This window comes from Streptomyces sp. G45, assembly GCF_049542095.1.
In the GTDB taxonomy this organism is placed as follows: domain Bacteria; phylum Actinomycetota; class Actinomycetes; order Streptomycetales; family Streptomycetaceae; genus Streptomyces.
This window is the reverse complement of the sequence record NZ_JBMUZU010000001.1, coordinates 383,868-400,418: the sequence shown is the minus strand read 5'-3', so window position 1 is coordinate 400,418 and position 16,551 is coordinate 383,868. Positions and strand designations below refer to the sequence as shown.

Annotated in this window: 16 protein-coding genes and 3 pseudogenes; 7 read left to right on the top strand and 12 right to left on the bottom strand. The window is 73.8% G+C overall.

The genetic code is table 11. From position 1 onward, the window contains the following. Window positions 1–85: 85 nt before the first annotated feature. The 8 genes and pseudogenes from ACOBQU_RS01805 to ACOBQU_RS01770 form a co-directional block, all read right to left on the bottom strand. Window positions 86–643: pseudogene (locus tag ACOBQU_RS01805) on the bottom strand (dihydrofolate reductase family protein). A gap of 127 nt (window positions 644–770) precedes the next feature. Further along, complete coding sequence (locus ACOBQU_RS01800) at window positions 771–1,550, bottom strand: alpha/beta fold hydrolase (protein WP_423623961.1); 780 nt, start codon at window positions 1,548–1,550, stop codon at window positions 771–773. A 98-nt stretch (window positions 1,551–1,648) separates the two neighbouring features. Beyond that, entirely contained in the window at window positions 1,649–1,999 is a 351-nt protein-coding gene (locus ACOBQU_RS01795; RefSeq protein ID WP_423623959.1) for an ArsR/SmtB family transcription factor, read from the bottom strand. A 167-nt stretch (window positions 2,000–2,166) separates the two neighbouring features. Next, window positions 2,167–2,586: an STAS domain-containing protein gene (locus ACOBQU_RS01790; protein WP_423623957.1), complete on the bottom strand. Its 420-nt coding sequence runs from the start codon at window positions 2,584–2,586 to the stop codon at window positions 2,167–2,169. 89 nt (window positions 2,587–2,675) lie between these two features. After that, window positions 2,676–3,026, bottom strand: a complete 351-nt coding sequence (locus tag ACOBQU_RS01785) for an ATP-binding protein (RefSeq protein WP_423634196.1) — start codon at window positions 3,024–3,026, stop codon at window positions 2,676–2,678. A gap of 85 nt (window positions 3,027–3,111) precedes the next feature. Continuing rightward, on the bottom strand, window positions 3,112–3,513 hold the full coding sequence (locus ACOBQU_RS01780; protein ID WP_423623955.1) for a pyridoxamine 5'-phosphate oxidase family protein: 402 nt from the start codon (window positions 3,511–3,513) through the stop codon (window positions 3,112–3,114). Then, window positions 3,510–5,236: pseudogene (locus ACOBQU_RS01775) on the bottom strand (SulP family inorganic anion transporter). Before ACOBQU_RS01775 ends, ACOBQU_RS01780 begins: the two are co-directional and overlap by 4 nt. Further along, window positions 5,233–5,574, bottom strand: coding sequence for an ArsR/SmtB family transcription factor (locus ACOBQU_RS01770; RefSeq protein ID WP_423623953.1), 342 nt, complete (start codon window positions 5,572–5,574; stop codon window positions 5,233–5,235). Before ACOBQU_RS01770 ends, ACOBQU_RS01775 begins: the two are co-directional and overlap by 4 nt. Window positions 5,575–5,771: 197 nt before the next feature. Between ACOBQU_RS01770 and ACOBQU_RS01765 the strand changes: the two genes are divergently transcribed. Both ACOBQU_RS01765 and ACOBQU_RS01760 read left to right on the top strand, forming a co-directional pair. Beyond that, a complete protein-coding gene (locus ACOBQU_RS01765; protein WP_423623951.1) occupies window positions 5,772–6,131 on the top strand; it encodes a zinc ribbon domain-containing protein YjdM in 360 nt (119 codons plus the stop codon). 262 nt (window positions 6,132–6,393) lie between these two features. Next, window positions 6,394–7,500 carry a GNAT family N-acetyltransferase gene (locus ACOBQU_RS01760; RefSeq protein WP_423623949.1) on the top strand — a complete coding sequence of 369 codons (1,107 nt, stop codon included), beginning with the start codon at window positions 6,394–6,396 and terminating at the stop codon, window positions 7,498–7,500. A 21-nt stretch (window positions 7,501–7,521) separates the two neighbouring features. Here ACOBQU_RS01760 and ACOBQU_RS01755 read toward each other — a convergent pair whose 3' ends face one another. Beyond that, window positions 7,522–8,469, bottom strand: coding sequence for a helix-turn-helix transcriptional regulator (locus ACOBQU_RS01755; protein ID WP_423623947.1), 948 nt, complete (start codon window positions 8,467–8,469; stop codon window positions 7,522–7,524). A gap of 151 nt (window positions 8,470–8,620) precedes the next feature. Here ACOBQU_RS01755 and ACOBQU_RS01750 point away from each other — a divergent pair, with 151 nt between their 5' ends. From ACOBQU_RS01750 to ACOBQU_RS01735, 4 genes are all read left to right on the top strand, one after another. After that, window positions 8,621–9,928 carry an ATP-grasp domain-containing protein gene (locus tag ACOBQU_RS01750; protein WP_423623945.1) on the top strand — a complete coding sequence of 436 codons (1,308 nt, stop codon included), beginning with the start codon at window positions 8,621–8,623 and terminating at the stop codon, window positions 9,926–9,928. Continuing rightward, a complete protein-coding gene (locus ACOBQU_RS01745; protein WP_423623944.1) occupies window positions 9,925–11,172 on the top strand; it encodes an MFS transporter in 1,248 nt (415 codons plus the stop codon). The genes ACOBQU_RS01750 and ACOBQU_RS01745 overlap by 4 nt, the downstream gene beginning before the upstream one ends. Window positions 11,173–11,311: 139 nt before the next feature. After that, window positions 11,312–11,917: an EF-hand domain-containing protein gene (locus tag ACOBQU_RS01740; protein ID WP_423623942.1), complete on the top strand. Its 606-nt coding sequence runs from the start codon at window positions 11,312–11,314 to the stop codon at window positions 11,915–11,917. Continuing rightward, a complete protein-coding gene (locus ACOBQU_RS01735) occupies window positions 11,907–12,755 on the top strand; it encodes an aminoglycoside 6-adenylyltransferase (RefSeq protein ID WP_423623940.1) in 849 nt (282 codons plus the stop codon). The genes ACOBQU_RS01740 and ACOBQU_RS01735 overlap by 11 nt, the downstream gene beginning before the upstream one ends. A gap of 34 nt (window positions 12,756–12,789) precedes the next feature. Here ACOBQU_RS01735 and ACOBQU_RS01730 read toward each other — a convergent pair whose 3' ends face one another. Next, window positions 12,790–13,302 carry an NUDIX domain-containing protein gene (locus ACOBQU_RS01730; protein WP_423623938.1) on the bottom strand — a complete coding sequence of 171 codons (513 nt, stop codon included), beginning with the start codon at window positions 13,300–13,302 and terminating at the stop codon, window positions 12,790–12,792. A gap of 132 nt (window positions 13,303–13,434) precedes the next feature. Here ACOBQU_RS01730 and ACOBQU_RS01725 point away from each other — a divergent pair, with 132 nt between their 5' ends. After that, window positions 13,435–14,304, top strand: a complete 870-nt coding sequence (locus ACOBQU_RS01725) for an oxidoreductase (protein WP_423623936.1) — start codon at window positions 13,435–13,437, stop codon at window positions 14,302–14,304. Here ACOBQU_RS01725 and ACOBQU_RS01720 read toward each other — a convergent pair. Both ACOBQU_RS01720 and ACOBQU_RS01715 read right to left on the bottom strand, forming a co-directional pair. After that, a complete protein-coding gene (locus tag ACOBQU_RS01720) occupies window positions 14,301–14,690 on the bottom strand; it encodes a cupin (protein ID WP_423623935.1) in 390 nt (129 codons plus the stop codon). The two genes, ACOBQU_RS01725 and ACOBQU_RS01720, sit on opposite strands and share 4 nt — an antisense overlap. Window positions 14,691–14,812: 122 nt before the next feature. Then, window positions 14,813–15,867, bottom strand: a pseudogene (locus ACOBQU_RS01715) (serine hydrolase domain-containing protein). Window positions 15,868–16,551 lie beyond the last annotated feature (684 nt).

The following is a 16,551-nucleotide window of genomic DNA, read 5'->3' as shown; positions in this document are numbered from 1 at the left end:
CTTGACAAGGGGGAACTCAAGAAGGAGGGGAGGGGCGTGCGGCACCCGGCACGGCCGTCGGAGGGCGCGACCGGCCGGGCGCGGCTCAGCGGGCCCGGTAGTGCGCGTAGAGCAGCCCGCAGTCGAAGGCGCGCTCCTCGACCAGGTCGAGTTCGAGGCGCACGCCCTCGGGGAAGAACCGCGTGCCGCCGCCGACCACGCGCTAGGTGATGAACAGGTGGTACTCGTCCACCAGACCGGCCGCGATCGCCTGGGCCGCCAGGTTCGGGCCGTCGACGGTGAGGTCGCGATCGGCCTCCGCCTTGAGCTTGCGCACCGCGTCCGGGTCGAAGGCCCGCTCGATCCTGGTCCTCGCGCTGGACACCGACTCCAGCGTCGTCGAGTACACGACCTTCTCCGCCGCCTGCCAGTCGCGGGCGTACCGCAGGACGTGCGGCGGCTGGTCCGGCTGGGTGTGCGCGGTCTCCCAGTAGACCATCGTCTCGTACATGCGGCGGCCGTAGAGGTAGGTGCCAACGGGCCGGAAGAGGTCGTTGACGAAGGTGTGCACCTCCGGGTCGTCGAGTCCGGAGCCGAGGTCCCCGTCCGCCGCCTTGGCGTACCCGTCGAGCGAGGTGACCATCGAGTAGATGAGCTTGGCCATGCGTCTCCTTCAGGTCCTTCAGATCCGGGCGAGTGGACCCACCCGCGCACTCACGGGCTGTGACCCCCGCGCGGCCGGAAACTCATCGCCGCGCCGCTCACGTTCTCCGGGCGCGCGCCACCGGGGACTACGGCGTCGGCTGCTCGGACAGGAAGGCACGCACCGTGGTGGCGTACTCGGCCGGGGCGTCCTGGTGCACGACGTGTCCGGCGGGGAGTTCGGCGAGGCGGGCGGGGCCGGAGTGGCGGGTGATCATCTCCCGGGCGTGGTCGTGGGTGAGGACCGGGCTGTCCGTGCCCCGGATGAGCAGGGTCGGGCAGGCCACCGACTCCCAGTCGCTCCAGTGGTCGCCGCTGAGGGCCTGGTGGGACAGGACCGTGTCGTCGATGTCGAAGGCGCACCGCCAGCCGTCGTCGGCCTGGCGGAAGGAGCACTCGAGGTAGGGCGCCATCGCGCCGATGGCCGAGGCCAGCGCCTCACGGGTGGGCGCCCGGCGGGGCAGGCCCGCCGCGAACGACCAGTCGGCGTCGACCACGGCGCCGACGTCCTCCACGACGAGCGCCGTGACCCGGTCCGCGTGCCGCGCGGCGTACTGGTAGGCGTTCACGCCGCCCATGGAGTGGCCGATGACCGGCACCGGGCCGAGCCCCAGGTGGTGGTGGAAGGCGGCGATGTCGGCGACGTAGTCGGCCCGTTGGTAGGTCGGCGCGCGCTCCGATTCGCCGTGCCCGCGCTGGTCCAGGGCGATCACCCGCCAGCGCGGCGCCAGCGCCTCGGCCAGCGGGCCGAACACCGACGCCTCGTGGAAGTGCCCGTGGAGCGCGAGGACCGCACGCCCCGGCCCGCCGAAGTCCAGGAAGGACAGCCGCCGTTGATCGATCACGCAGGAGCCGCGCAGGACAGGCATGGCGCGCATGCTAGCGGTGCCACGCACGCACAGCGGTGCCACGTGCGGCACATCTGGACGTTTTCCGCAGCCCGCGGGCGCGGGCGGTCTTCCCGGGGTCAGCCCGGCGGCCTGCCGTCGCCCTGCGCGGCCTGGAGGTCGGCCAGGAGTTCGGCTTGACCGGCGAGGACCCCGGAGAGGATGGTCCGGGCGACGCGCAGGAGTTCCGCCACGTGGGGGCTGGTCAGGGAGTAGTAGACGGTCGAGCCCTCTTTGCGGGTGACGACGAGGTTGGCCCGGCGCAGGACCGCCAGCTGCTGGGAGAGGTGGGCGGGTTCGATGCCGACCTCGGGGAGCATCTCGGCGACCGCGTGCTCGCGTTCGCTCAGGAGCTCCAGGACGCGGATGCGGGCCGGGTGGCCGAGCGTCTTGAAGAACTCCGCCTTCAGCTGGTACAGCGGCGTACTCACGCTGCCATCACTTCCCCCGCCCCGGCCAGAACGGCCGCCGGGACCGGCTCTTGGCGCATCGCTTCCACCCATTCCACACGCACGCCGCCGTCTTTCCCGGGCCGCGACGGCGGACCGGGCCCAGCGGCGCGGAACGAACAACCTGCTGAGGTTAGCAATGCCGTCCGCTACTCGGCGGGCCACCCGGTGGTACGCCACTGCTGCCCCTCGTGTGCCGCCCCGTCGTCCTGGCCGCTGGCGGCGGCGCCGTGGGGGCGGTGCGCGGCCAGGGCCGTGGGCAGGTCGCAGTGGACGGTGATGTGCGGGCACGCGGGGTCGGGCACGAGGGAGCCGTCGGCGGGGATCGCGGCCAGCTCCAGGGCCCGCCCGGCGTCCGCGAGGCGCCGCGCCGCGTCCATGATGGCCAGCTGCCCCTCGGTGGACCAGCCGCGCAGCTCGGTCAGGTCGACGATGACGGGGCCCTCGCCGCGGGCCAGCGCCCAGCCGACCGCACCGCTGAACCGGTGCGCGGCCTGCTGGCCCAGGTGCCCGGCCACGGAGAGGATGCCGAGGTCCTGCTCGATGGTGTAGCGCCATTCGATCGTCATATGGGGGTCCTGGACTTTCTTGTACGAGGTGCCGGGCGGCCCGCGCCGTCGCGGGCGGAAGGGGGGACCAGAGGAGGGTCAGAGGGGGGTCAGAGGGGCAACGTTATCCAGATGGACTTGCCCTTGCCGTCGGCGTCAGTGCGGACGGCGGCGGTGCCGCCGAGTTCCAGGGTGAGCTCCATGACGGTGGCCAGGCCGCTCGTTCCGGCGCCCGTGGCCGCCCCGTACAGCGGCGGCTGGTAGGGGTGCCGGTCGTGGACGGCGAAGGCCAGGCAGTCCTGCCCGGCCGCGTAGACGACGGTGGTCTGCGGGGACAGGACGGTGTGCCGGACGGCGTTGGTCACCAGCTCGCTGAGGATCAGCAGGGCCGGTCCGACCGTGGGGTGGCGCAGGCTGATGCCCCACTCGGTCAGGGCCAGCTCCGCGGTCTCGCGGGCCATGCGCACGGCGGACGGCGCCGTCGGCACCGTCAGGACGTGGCGGTAGGGGAGGGCGTCCAGGTGCGGGGAGACGGGCACGGTCGGCTCAGCCCTCCGCGCGGGTCAGGCGGAATCCGGCCACGGTCTGCGGCCGGATCCGGACGACGGTGTCGTGCGGGCCGTGCGTCACGGCGGGCAGGGCGCGCCGGTAGGAGGCGGCCTCGTCGGGGTCGGTGATGACCTCGGTCGGGCCGGAGGCGGTGACGCTCCAGCCGGTGCCCGCCGCCGCGCCGAACTCGTCCACGTGGTACGTCGCGGTCGCGGGCACCGCGGCGGCCTGGACCGGGCTGCGTACGATCAGACGGCCCACGCCCCACAGGTGCCGGGCCGGGCGGACCACGGGCAGCTCCCGGCGCACGTAGACGAGCCGCCCCAGGCTGCTGCCCTCCAGGAGCCACAGCGCCTCGGCGCCGGAGATCTCGGTCATCCGCAACGGGACGTTCGTCATCGCACTGCTTCCTTGCCGACGGCGCCGGTCGGCCTCGTGGCGGGGAGGGCGGGCAGGACGCCGTCGCGCTCCAGGTGGTCCCGGGCGCCGCGAACGGCCTCGGGAGTGGTGGCGTACGAGCGGCCCTCCTGGCGCAGCAGCTCACCCGCGCCCACGGAGTCCAGGACCCGCCAGTGGTCCGCTCGGATGCCGGAGGTCAGCACGGCGATGCCGCGCCGGTGGAGCTGCTGGACGGCGTGCTTGAGGGCCAGCGCGCCGGTGGCGTCCACGGTGCTCACCCGCGCCATGCGCAGCACGACGGCCCGCACGTCGGGGACTTCGCCCAGCTCCCTGAGGAAGCGCTGGGCGGCGGCGAAGAACAGCGGCCCCTCCATGCGGTAGGCGACGATGTGCTCGGAGAGCAGCGCGTGCTCCTCGGCGCTGTGCTCCCCCCGCTCCAGGGGCACCCGCTCAAGGCGCGCCTGCTGGGCGACGGCCCGCAGCGCGAGCGCCCCGGCGACCGCCAGGCCGATGAGCACCGCGTACACCAGGTCGAGGGCGAGGGTGGCCACGGCGGTCAGCGCGAGGACGAGCGCGTCCGAACGCGTCGCCCTGGCCATGGCCCGGAGCGAGGCGACCTCGACCATGCGGACCGCGGTGGCCAGGAGCACGCCCGCGAGCGCCGCGAGGGGGATCCGGGACACCAGCGGCGCGGCGGCGAAGACGATCACGGCGAGGACGACGGCGTGGACGAGCGCGGCGAGCCGGGAGCGGGCACCGGCGCGGACGTTGACCGCGGTGCGGGCGATCGCGCCGGTGGCCGGCACGCCCCCGAAGAGCGGCGCGGCGATGTTCGCGACGCCTTGCCCGAACAGCTCGCGGTCCGGGTCGTGCCGCTGCCCCGCCGTCATGCCGTCGGCCACCGACGCGGACAGCAGCGACTCCAGCGCGGCGAGCGCGGCCACGGCCACGGCGGGCACGAGCAGCGAGCCGAGCGCGCCCGCGTCGAGGAAGGACAGCGACGGCACGGGCAGACCGGAGGGCAGCTCCCCGATGGGCCGGGCCGCGTCCAGGTCCGCGAACTGGGCGACGGCCGTGGCGGCGATGACGGCGACGAGGGAGAACGGGACCGCGGGCCGCCAGCGGGCGCCGACGAGCGTCACCGCCGCGACCGCGACGGCGATCCCCACGGCGGTCCAGTTCGGCGCCGTCACGAACTCCTCGAACGCCCGCCAGGCCACCTTGAGCACCCCGTCGCCCTCGGGCCCGGCCACGCCCAGGGCGTTCGGCACCTGCTGGAGGCCGATCACGCACGCGATGCCCAGGGTGAAGCCCTCGACGACGGGCGCGGGCACATGGCTCATGGACCGCCCGGCCCGCAGCACGGCGAGCGCGACCAGCATCACGCCCGCCAGCAGCCCCACGGTCAGCACCCCGGTCGCCCCGTACCGGTCGGCGATCGGGACGAGGACCACGGTCATCGCGCCGGTCGGGCCGGACACCTGGAGGTTCGATCCGCCGAAGACCGCGGCGAGCGCGCCCGCGACCACCGCCGTCGTGAGGCCCGCCGCCGCGCCGAGGCCGGGGAGACGCCGAAGCCCAGCGCGAGCGGCAGCGCCACGATCGTGACGGTGAGCCCGGCGAGCAGGTCGCGCCGCGGGTCGCGGCGGGCGTCCGCGAGGTCGGCGCGGGCGGGCAGCAGGGCACGAGCCGAGCGCGCGGCTCGGCTGATGAGGGTGCTCACCGCGCGGCGACCTCGGCCTCGCGCAGCTCCGCCAGGAGTTCGCCCTGCCCGGCGAGCATCTCGGTGAGGATGCGGCGCGCGGCCCGCATCAGGTCCGCCACGTCCCCGCCCGCCAGCTCGTAGACGACGGAGGAGCCCTCGCGCGCGGAGCGCACGATGCCCGAGCGGCGCAACACCGCGAGCTGCTGCGACAGCGCCGACGGCTCTATCCCGATGGCGGCGAGCAGTTCCCGCACCGGTGTCGGCCCGTCCTGGAGGAGCTCAAGGACCCGGATCCGTACGGGATGTCCCAGCATCCGGAAGAACTCGGCCTTGGCCTGGTACAGCGGAACGGACACGCCCTGACACTCCTTGCCTGACCCCGACGGAGCCCCCACCCGAGGGCAGACACAGCTGATGGCGCTGTGCCCGTGACGGCTACCGGAAGATCAGCGGGCACAGCCACCACAGCATGTAACCAATTGCAAAAATTCGCAATTCCGATAGACGGCAGCTACCGTGCGGGGGTCCCGGAGACCGAGAAAGGCCCGCACCTGTGAGCGAACACCTCCCTCCCTGCCCGAAGTGCTCGTGCGAGTACACCTACGAGATGAACGCCCTCGTGGTGTGCCCGGAGTGCGCGCACGAGTGGGTTCCCGCCGAGCAGGCCGCGGGGGACGAGGGCGCCGTGGGCGAGCGGGTGGTCAAGGACGCCGTCGGCAACGTCCTCAAGGACGGCGACGCCGTGGTCGTCGTCAAGGCGCTCAAGGTGAAGGGCAGCCCCTCGGGCATCAAGGCCGGTACCAAGGTGCGCGGCATCCGCCTCGTCGACGGAGTCGACGGCCATGACATCGACTGCAGGATCGACGGGTTCGGCGCCATGCAGCTGAAGTCCAGCGTGGTCAAGAAGGCTTGACCGGGGACCGGGTGGTTCTGGGCGGCGGCGGACGCGGCCGGGCGGCGGGGCGACGAGGCGGCTCCTGGCCCGCGCCCGCAAGGCCCTGTCACCCGTGCCTGTGAGACTTCGCCCGAACGTTCGCCCGACGGACGTCCCCTGTCGCGGTCCGGGACGGCGCGGTTCTCGGGGACGATGAACCGGCGGCCCACCGGCCCCCGCCGCAGCACGGCGGGCGAGCGCCGTGACGAGGCGCCGCACCCGCCCCGCGAACAGGACACGCATGATCACACCACGCATCGACATCGTGCACCCGGACGAGCTGACCGGCGCGGACCTCGGCCTGTGGAGCGAACTGCGGGCCGCGACCGTGACCACGGCCAACCCCTTCATGAGCGCGCAGTTCAGCCGCGCGGTCGGCCGGACGCGCCCCGACACGCGCGTGGCCGTCCTGCGCCACCGCGGCACGCCGGTCGGCTACTTCCCCTACCAGCGCAGCCCCTGGGGCCACGGCCGGGCACTCGGCCTCGGCGTCTCCGACTGCCAGGGCGCGGTCCTGCACCCCGACGTGCTCCTGGACCCGCGCCAGCTGATGCGCGCCTGCGACCTGAACGCCTGGGAGTTCAACCACCTCGAAGACGGCCAGGACCTCTTCCTGCCGTACGCCACCGGCCAGTTCGCCTCACCCGTCATCGACCTCTCGGAGGGCTTCGCGCACTACGAGAACCACCTGCGCGCGCACGCCCGCGGCTTCCTGAAGTCCGCCCGCGCGCAGGAGCGCCGCATGGGCCGCAACCTCGGCCCGGTGCGCTTCGTCTACGACGAGCGCGACCCCGCCGCCCTGCGCACGCTCATCGCGTGGAAGTCCGACCACTACCGGCGCACCGGCCGCCGGGACCCCTTCGCCAGGCCCTGGATCGCCCAGCTCGTCGACCAGTTGGCGGCGACCGGCACGCCGGACTGCTCCGGCACCCTCTCGGTGCTCTACGCCGCCGACCGGCCCGTCGCCGCCCACTTCGGCCTGCGCTCCCGCACGGTCTTCTCCTGCTGGTTCCCCTCCTACGACCGCTCCCTCGCCGCGTACTCACCCGGCCGCGTCCTCTACCTGCGGATGATCGAGGCCGCCGCCGAGTCCGGCATCCGCCTCTTCGACTTCGGCCGGGGCGAGGCGGCGTACAAGAACTCCTTCAAGACGGGCGACCTGCTCGTCCACGAAGGGGCCCTGCGCACGGTCGGCGTGGGCGCCGCCGCGCACTGGCTGCGCCGGGAGCCGGTGCGCGCGGCCCATCGGCTGCTGCGCGGCCACCCCGCCCTGAAGAACGCGGCGGTGCGCACCCTGAAGGCCGTCGGCACGCTGCGGGGGCGGAAGGACGCCGAGCGGCAGACGTGACGCCGGGTCGCGCGCCCGGCGCTAGGGCTCGGGTGCCTCGACCGCCGCCGTGAAGCGCGCGCCCACCGCCGCCACCGCCGCCCGGAGTTCGGGGCCGCCCTCGACGCGGAACCCGAACGGCATCCTGGCCAGCCACTTCTCCGCGTACATGTCCGGCGTGCCCGTGGTGCCGACCAGGACGCACCCGTCGCCCAGCGCCTCAAGGCGGCCCATGGGGGGCCTGACCCACGGCGCCACCTCGGACAGGGGAGCGTCGAACACCACGCGGGTGCGGAACTCCCAGCCCGAGCCCAGGTTCTCCTCCAGCGCCGCCACCGGGTCGAGGCCGTCGGGCGGGTCGAAGGCGCGGTCCGTCTGGTGAACCGCGCCGATCCGGTCGACGCGGTAGGTGCGGATCGCGCCCGTGCGGTGGGAGCGGCACAGCAGGTACCAGCGCCCCTGGCGGATCACCACCGCCCACGGGTCCACCTCCCGCTCCGCCTCCCGGCCCGCCTCGCTGCGGTACGCCACCCGCACGCTTCGACGGGCCGCGGACGCCGCGACCAGCGCGCTGGTGATGGCCGGGTCGGGGCGCACCGAGTGCGGGTCGGGTGCCGCCGCCGCGTGGTCGCGCAGCGTCGCCGCCTGCTGGCCGACGCGCTCCGGAAGCGCGCGGATGACCTTGTTCAGGGCCGTGCCCACGAGGTCGTCGGCGTCGTCGAGCGCCGCCATCACCAGCGCCAGCGCCTCCGGTTCGGTGAACACCACCGGCGGCAGCCGCGTCCCGCGCCCCAGCCGGTACCCGCCGTAGGGGCCGCGGTTCGACGCGATGGGGATGCCCGCCTCCCGGAGGATCCCGACGTACCGGCGCGCGGCCCGCTCCGTGACGCCCAGCGCCGCGGCCAGCTCGTCCGCGGTCGCGCCGGGGCGGTTCTGAAGGATCTCCATGGTGCGCAGCGCCCGCGCGGTGGGGCTCAGGTCGGAAGGCACGCGCCCAGACTAGGCGGCCGCCGCCGGTTCCGGCAGTGGATCGTCCGGAACCCGTCCTAGCGTGATCCACGGTCCGACCGCACGGCCGCCGTGGCCCGAGGCCCCGCGGCGCTGTCGGACGCGTGCCGTGACAGAGCGAGAGGGAGCCACCGTGTCCGACGACGCTGTATCCACCGGTCCACCGGCCACCCCCACGGGGCGGCCCCGTGTCCTGCTCGTCGGCGGCAGGCCCGACCAGGTGCGCAAGGCCCACGACCTCGGCCTTGAGGTGGTGCACGCCCAGTACCCCGACGCGTACGACCCCGCCCTTGCGCCGTACGTCGACCAGGCGCTGCTCCTCGACTACGGCGACGTCGACCGGCTGCTGCCGCTGGTGCGGGCGCTGCACGCGGCGCACCCGCTCCAGGGGGCCGTGTCGCTGTTCGAGCTGGGGCTGCTGCCCGCGGCGCGGATCAACGAGGCGCTGGGCCTCGGCGGCACCTCCGTCGCCACCGTGGAACTCCTCCTGGACAAGTGGCGGATGCGTCAGCACCTGGCCGCCAAGGGCCTCAGCCCGGTGGCCGCCGCGGTCGGCCGGTCCACGCGGGACGTCCGGGAGTTCGTCGCCGCGCACGGGCTTCCGGTCGTCGTCAAGCCGCTCCGGGAGTCGGGCAGCCTCGGGGTGTTCCTCCTCCGCGACCTGGCCGACGTGGACGCGGTCGCCGGACGGTTCCGGGCGCTCGACGACGGGCGCTGGGCGATCGGGGACCTGGCGGGCGCCGACTCCTTCGAGGAGTTCCTCATGGAGGAGTTCCTCGACGGGCCGGAGATCAGCGTGGAGACGCTGTCCTCCGGCGGGCGGCACGTGGTCGTCGCCGTCACCGACAAGGAGTGCGGCGGCCCCGGCTTCGTCGAACTGGGGCACGCGCAGCCCAGCACCTGCCCGGCCGGGACGCTGCGCGAAGTGACGCGCCTGGTGGCGCACTTCCTGGACGCGGTGGGCCTGCACGACGGCCCCGGGCACACCGAGGTCAAGCTGACCTCGCGCGGCCCGCGGATCGTCGAGTCCCACAACCGCGTCGGCGGCGACCGCATCAACGACCTGACCGAGGCCGTCTACGGCGTCGACATGGAACGCCACGCACTGGGCGTGCCGTTCGGCGCGCTGGAGCCGCTGACCGCGCCGCCCGCGCCCCGGGGCGGAGCCGCCGTCCGGTTCCTCACGCCGCCGCCCGGCCGGGTGGTGGAGGTGACCGGCGTCGACGCCGTGCGCGCGGACCCGGCGTGCGTCGACGTCCGGGTGGGGGTGGCGCCGGGCGCCGAGGTGCCGCCGCTGACCTGGAACGAGGACAAGGTCGGCCACGTCGTCGCCCGCGGCGCCACTGCCGCCGAGGCCATCGCGCACGGCCGACGCCTCGCCGCGGCGATCCGTGTACGAACGGAGCCCGGCACATCGCGTACGGACGGAGCCCGTCCATGAGGGCGACGGCGAAGGACCCGTCGGGCGTCGACGAGCAGCGGTTCCGCGACGCGCTGCGCGGACTGCCGGGCCGGGTGTGGGCGATCAGCCTCGGCATCCTGGTCAACCAGGTCGGCAACTTCCTGCCCGTGTTCATCGTGCTCTACCTGACCGACCGCGGCTACTCCGCCGGTGCCGCGGGGCTCGTCCTCGGCGCGTCCGGCGTGGGGAAGGTGCTGGGCAACGCCGTCGGCGGCCACCTCACCGACAGGGTCGGCCGCCGCTGGACCATCGTGCTGTCCTCCGTGAGCACCGCCGCCCTGACGGCGGCCATGCCGTCGCTCGGGCCGCTGCCGCTCATCGTCACCGTGGTCGGCCTCATCGGTGTTACCTCCCAGGTCTACCGGCCCGCCGCGGCCGCGGTGCTCCTCGACTCCGTGGCGGCGACCAACCAGCAGCGGCTGGCCGCCTTCGGGGTGTTCCGCTTCGCCATGAACGTCGGGGCGGCCCTGGGCGGCGTCATCGGCGGGGTGCTGGCCAGCACCTCCTACGTCGGGCTGTTCCTGGGCAACGCCGCCACGTGCCTGCTGTTCGGCGTGGTCGTGGGCGTACTGCTGCGGGACGAAACCAAGGCGCGGGATGGCCGGGGCGAGACGGGCGCACCGGCGCGAGAGCGGGTGGGCTACCGGCAGGTCCTCGCCGACCGCACCCTGATGCGCTTCCTGCTGATGACGGTGTTCGCCGAGTTCGTGTACATCCAGTCCACCGTCGGGCTGCCCCTGCACGTCAGTGACGTCGGCCTGAGCGAACGGGACTTCGGCCTCCTCATCGGCCTCAACGGCCTGCTGGTCCTCGCGCTCGAACTGCCCATCACCGGCGCGGTCGCCCGGTACCGGCCGGAGTACGTCCTGGCCGTCGGCAACCTGGTCACCGGCGTCGGCCTCGCGCTGACCGGGTTCATGAGCGGCATGGTCCCGCTGGCGGCAACGGTGCTGATCTGGTCGTTCGGCGAGATGATGACCAGCTCCATCTCCCAGGCCTACTTGGGCAGTCTGGCCCCGCCGCACCTGGTCGGGCGCTACCAGGGCCTGCACGGCGTCGCGTACACGACCGGCACGGGCGCCGCACCGCTGATCGGCGGCGCCGTGTACGCGTTCGGGCCGTGGGCACTGTGGGCCCTGGTCGCCATGGCCGGGCTCGTATCGGCGCGGCTGAGCCTGCCGCGCCGCCGCGCGGCGGCCACCGCCGCCGAGGCGGAGGCCTGACCGGGGCGGCCGTGTCCTGTGCGCCATACGGGAGCCGAAGCGTGTCCGTACCGCCCCCGGCGCCGGACAGCGGTGAAGGTGGGACGGCCCCAAAGAGCGAAGGGCCCCGCGAGGGACACAGCGAACCGAGGTGACACGAGTGCCAGAAGCAAGCGCCCTGTCGGCGTCCGAGACCGCGAGCGCCTCCCCGACCGACGCGGCCAAGCGCCGTATCTTCGCCATGCTCGACGTCGACGGCGACGGCGTGATCTCCCGGGCGGAGTACCTCGCCCGGGTGGACCGGGTGGCCGCGGCCCTGGGCCGGGACGCCCACCACCCCGTCGTCGCCACCGCCCGGGCCGCCCACGAGGCCGTCTACGAGGACATGGACGCCGACCGCGACGGCCGGGTCAGCTTCGAGGAGTACCGGATCTGGGCGGGCCATGACGCGTTCGAACGGTCCTGCCGCCCCGCCCTCGGCTCCCTGTTCGACATCGCCGACTTCGACGCCGACGGGCGCCTGAGCGAGGACGAGTTCAGCCGTCTGCGGGTGGCGGCGGGCAACGCGGGCGCGGACGTCGGCGCGGCCTTCGCCGCGCTCGACACCGACCGCGACGGGCTCGTCGACCGGGACGCCTACCTGGCGGGCATCCGCGCCTTCGTCACCACGGGCGCCTCGGCCATGGCCGCCGCCTACGGCAGCGCGCAGAGGCCCGCGGCCGAGCCGCCCGGCAGGCCCCGGTACCGTACGAGGCATGATCGCTGACACCGACGACGGGACGGTCGAGCGGATCCTCGCCTGGGCGCGGCGGCAGCCGGATCTGTGCGCCGTCCTGCGCACGGGTTCCCGGGCGCGGCGCGACGGCACCGCGGACGCCCTCTCCGACCACGACATCGAGCTGTACACCACCGACGTGGACCGGTACGAGGACGGGGCCGGGGACTGGGTGCGGGAGCTGGGCCCGGTGGTGGTCCAGGTCGGCCTCGAAGGCCCCTGGGAGAACCCGGCCCGGCTCGTGCTCTTCGAAGGCGGCGTCAAGGTCGACTTCCAGGTGGTGCCGGTGGACCGCCTGGCGAAGCTGGCCGCGGAGGGCCTGGACGACCTGCACGAGCGCGGCTACGAGGTGCTGTGGGACCGGGACGGCGCCGCCGCGTCGCTGCCCGCCGCCACGGGCACGGTCGCGGCGGAGCCGCCCGACGCCGAGGCGTTCGCCGAACTCTGCGCGGAGTTCTGGTTCGAGGTGGCGCACCTGCCGCGCTGCCTGGCCCGGGGCGAGCTGTGGGTGGCCAAGTCCCGCGACTGGACCACGAAGGAACTCCTGGAGTGCCTGATCGAGTGGCACGCCCTGACGGTCCGGGGCGCGGACCTCGACGTCTGGTACGGCGGCACGCGCATGCGCGGCTGGGCGGCGCCGGGCGTGTGGGACAGCCTGCCGGACACGTTCGGCGGCTTCACCGAGGAGGACGCGCTGCGCGCGGCGCGCGCGACGGCCGACCTGTTCGCCCGCCTCGCGAAGGAGGTGGCCGAGGCCCACGGCTTCCCCTACCCGCACGAGGCCGAGCGGGCGATCCGCCCCACCCTGGACGCACTGCCGCAGCGCTGAGCGGGCCCCGGGCGCCTGGGGACGCGGCTGTGCCTCAGGTGCGGTCGCGTGCGCTCCAGGGGCCGTCCGGTACCAGGGCGTCGAGCGTGGTGAGCAACTGCGGCGGCTCGACCGGGTCCCGCAGCGAGGCGAGACCCGACCAGGTGAACCAGGTGTGCGTGTCGAGGTTGGTCCGCTCGTCGGGCAGCAGGCCGGTCCGCGTCAGGGGCGGTCGCTCGTCGGCGAACCGGGCGACGAAGAAGTGTTCCGTCCCGGTGTGTCGCTTGCCGTTCCACCGCACGTCGCGGTCGACGAGCACGGACCGGTCGACGACGGCGGCCGGGTCGAGCCCGGTCTCCTCGGCGAGTTCGCGTCGTGCCGCCGCCAGCGGCGTCTCACCGGGCTCGACGCCGCCGCCGGGCGGCTCCCGGAGCCAGGCCCCGTCGAAGGGTCCCGCCAGCGCAGAAGCAGCAGGCGGTGGCCGGAGTCCAGGCAGATGATCCGGGTGGCGGGCCGGTGCGTCGTTTCCACCGTGCCGACGGTATGCGGTGCTTGAGATGTTGATCAAAGCTTGTGCTGGGGCGCCGGGTTCCGCCATGGACGGGCGACGGGCGCGGCTAGCGCGTCGGAGCGTTCCTGACGGCGCGGACGCGGGTAGCAGCCGACGAGCCCCGTGACTCGTCCGACGATGAGGAACCCCATGACCCCGACCACCCCCGCCGAGTCCGCCTCGGCCAAGACCGCCCCCGCCAGGACCGCCCTCGTGACCGGCGCCTCCTCCGGCATAGGCGAGGCCACCGCCCGCAAGCTGACGGGCCTCGGCTACACCGTGTACGGGGCGGCCCGCCGCGCCGAGCGCCTGCACCAGCTGGCCCGGCACGGCGTCCGCCCGCTGGTGCTGGACGTCACCGACGACGACTCCCTGCGTGACGGCGTCGACCGCGTCATCGCCGAGACCGGCCGCGTCGACGTCCTGGTCAACAACGCCGGATACGGGGCGTACGGCGCCCTGGAGGACGTCTCCCCGGACGAGGCCCGCCGCCAGTTCGACGTCAACGTCTTCGGCCCGGTCCGCCTGACCCAGATGGTCCTGCCGCACATGCGGGCCCGGCGCAGCGGGAGGGTCATCAACGTCACCTCGATCGGCGGGAAGGTCTGCACCCCTCTCGGCGGCTGGTACCACGGCACCAAGTTCGCCATCGAAGGCATCAGCGACTGCCTGCGCATGGAGCTGAAGCCCTTCGGCATCGACGTCGTCGTCATCGAACCCGGAGGCATCGCCACCGAGTGGAACGGCATCGCCGCCGACCACCTGGAGGAGTCCTCCGCCGGGGGCGCCTACGCCCGTCGGGCCGGTTCCGTCGCCGCCTTCCTGCGCTCCGAGGACACGGCCAGGCGCATGTCCCCGCCCAGTGTCGTCGCCGACGCCATCGGCAGGGCCGTCACGGCACGCCGCCCCAGGACCCGCTACGCCACCGGCCTCGGGGCGCGCCCCCTGCTCGCCCTGCGGCGCCTCCTCCCCGACCGGGCCTTCGACGCCGTGATGGCCCGGTCCATGGGGCGCGGCTAGGCCGCGGCGCGCTTCTGGAGGCGGCTGCCGCGCGGCAGGGTGACGGACATGATGTCGCTGGGTCCTTCCAGGGCCATGCGGTGCCATCGCCCACGCGGGACGACGGCCGCCGTTCCGGGCGTCAGCCTGATCTCCTCCTCCCGCTCTCCCGGCTGCTCCGGGAGGAAGAAGAGGCGTATCCCGCCGGTGAGGCAGGACACGAGTTCGTCGGCCTGGGTGTGGATCTCCCAGTGGTCGCCGTGGATGTCGGCGTCGGTCTCCACGTGGAAGGTCATCAACTGCCAGCCGTCCCGCTCGGAGTCGAACACCGTTTGCCCGGCGCGCACTTCACCGCTGGAGTCCAGGTGGATGAAGGAGGAGAAGAGGTCGATCGGTGCGGTGGTCATGCCGAGTCATCCGTTCTGCGAAGTCCGTCTGGCGGGTTGTGGGCGTGGGAGGGGATGCCTTCGGCGCGTGGCGGGGCGAGGTCCGCGGTGGGGGGGCGAAGGCTCGTGAGCGGGGCGGCCGGTCAGCCGTACATCGCCACCCGGTAGAGGGCGGCCAGGGCGTCGTCGATGGGGTGGGGCTGAGGGGTGCCGGAGGCGTCGAGCCTGTTCCACCTCTGGAGGTTCAGCGCGACGGACAGCTGCCGCTTGCCGTCGGCGCGGGTCATGGCCAGCGCCCCACCGCCCCAGACCGTGCCGCCGTGGCCCCAGAAGGTGTCCTGTCCGGGGGCCCGCATCGGGTACAGACCGAGGCCGTAGTCGATCGTCTTCCCCTCCTGGGAGACGACCGGGACCGTGTGCCGCATCTGCGCCAGCGACGACGGGCTGACGATCTCCCCGGCCAGCAGCTTGCCGTAGAAGCGGTTGACGTCGGCGACGGTCGAGATCAGGGAGGCTGACGGTCCCACCCACGACATGTCGTGGACGCTGTAGTCGCGCGGCGGGTCGATCATGCCGAACCAGGCCTCGTACAGCTTCGAGTGCGGCCCGTCGACGTGCGTTCCGGCGGGCAGGGCGGTGTCCCGGAGCCCGGCGCGCTCGATGACGTTCCGGGTGATGTACCGCTCGGCCGTGGTGCCGGTCACCTCGTTCAGGAGCTGGACGAGGAGCAGGTAGTTGGTGTTGGAGTACACCCCCGGCGTGCCCCCGGGGTGCCGACGGCAGGCGCGGTGACGCCCATCTCGATCAGCTCGGTGGGGTCGAACCGTGTGAACCGGAGGTCGTCCAGGCTCTGGGGTCCGGTCCTGGCGAGGTCGGGGAACGCCCTGAGGGAGGGGTAGGCGTACGGCAGGTACTCGGCGAGGCCGCTGGTGTGGTTGATCAGCATCCGGACGGTGATCGCGTCCCCGCGGTCCCCGGGGACCAGCTTCGGAAGGTACCGGCTGATCGGTGCGTCGAGACCGATACGGCCGCTCTCGGCCTGCTGGAGGACCGCGGCGGCGGTGAAGGTCTTGGTGATGCTGCCGACCCGGTGCCGCATGTCGGCGGTGACGGGGCGGCCGGTGACGACGTCGGCGACCCCGGCGGCGCCGCGCCAGACCTGGTCCCCGTAGCGCACCTCGGCGAACAGGCCCGGCATCCCGGCGCGGTGGACGTCCTCCAAGGCGGCATCCAGCGCCTCGGCATCCAGGTAGCTCCTCACGGCAGGTGTCCTTTCGCATGGCACGGGCCGGGCCCCACGCGGGTCACCCGCCCCGGGTGACAGGGCACGCGTGGCACGTCGGCCCGACTGCTGCCGGGTCGCTCGGCACACTCATGTCCTCATTATGCACGCGGTGCGTGCATAGCCAAGTGCAATGCTTGTGTGGATCTCTCGGGCCGGGTTCCGTGGGTGACAGTGCTCGTCGGTGGAGGAAATTCCGTACGCCGCAGCGGAGTTGCCGCGTGCGGGCGACGCGGAGCCGTGCGCCCGACGGCGCGATCCGCCCGAGTCGACCCGCACCAGCACCAGCCCGCCCGCCGTCCACGACAGCCCGAGGGCACCGCCGAGCCCGGTGATCGCGGTCAGGCTGATGCTGACGCCGACGCCGACTGGTCCCGGCTGGCGTCGATGAGGTCGTCGTCCTCTGCTGACGGTGGCCAGCACCGCCGCCGAAAGGCCAACTGGCGGAGCCGGTACAGGAAGAGCGCCGTGGAAGCCGTGGAAGAGGTCTCCGCGGCCGCGTCCGGGAACCCCTCCCGGCTTTCCGGGCGGACGTCTGCCCTCGTGTCGTGCCTGGCGAGTAACGCGGGTGCTGGATCCCAAGTACGGGACCGCGCACGG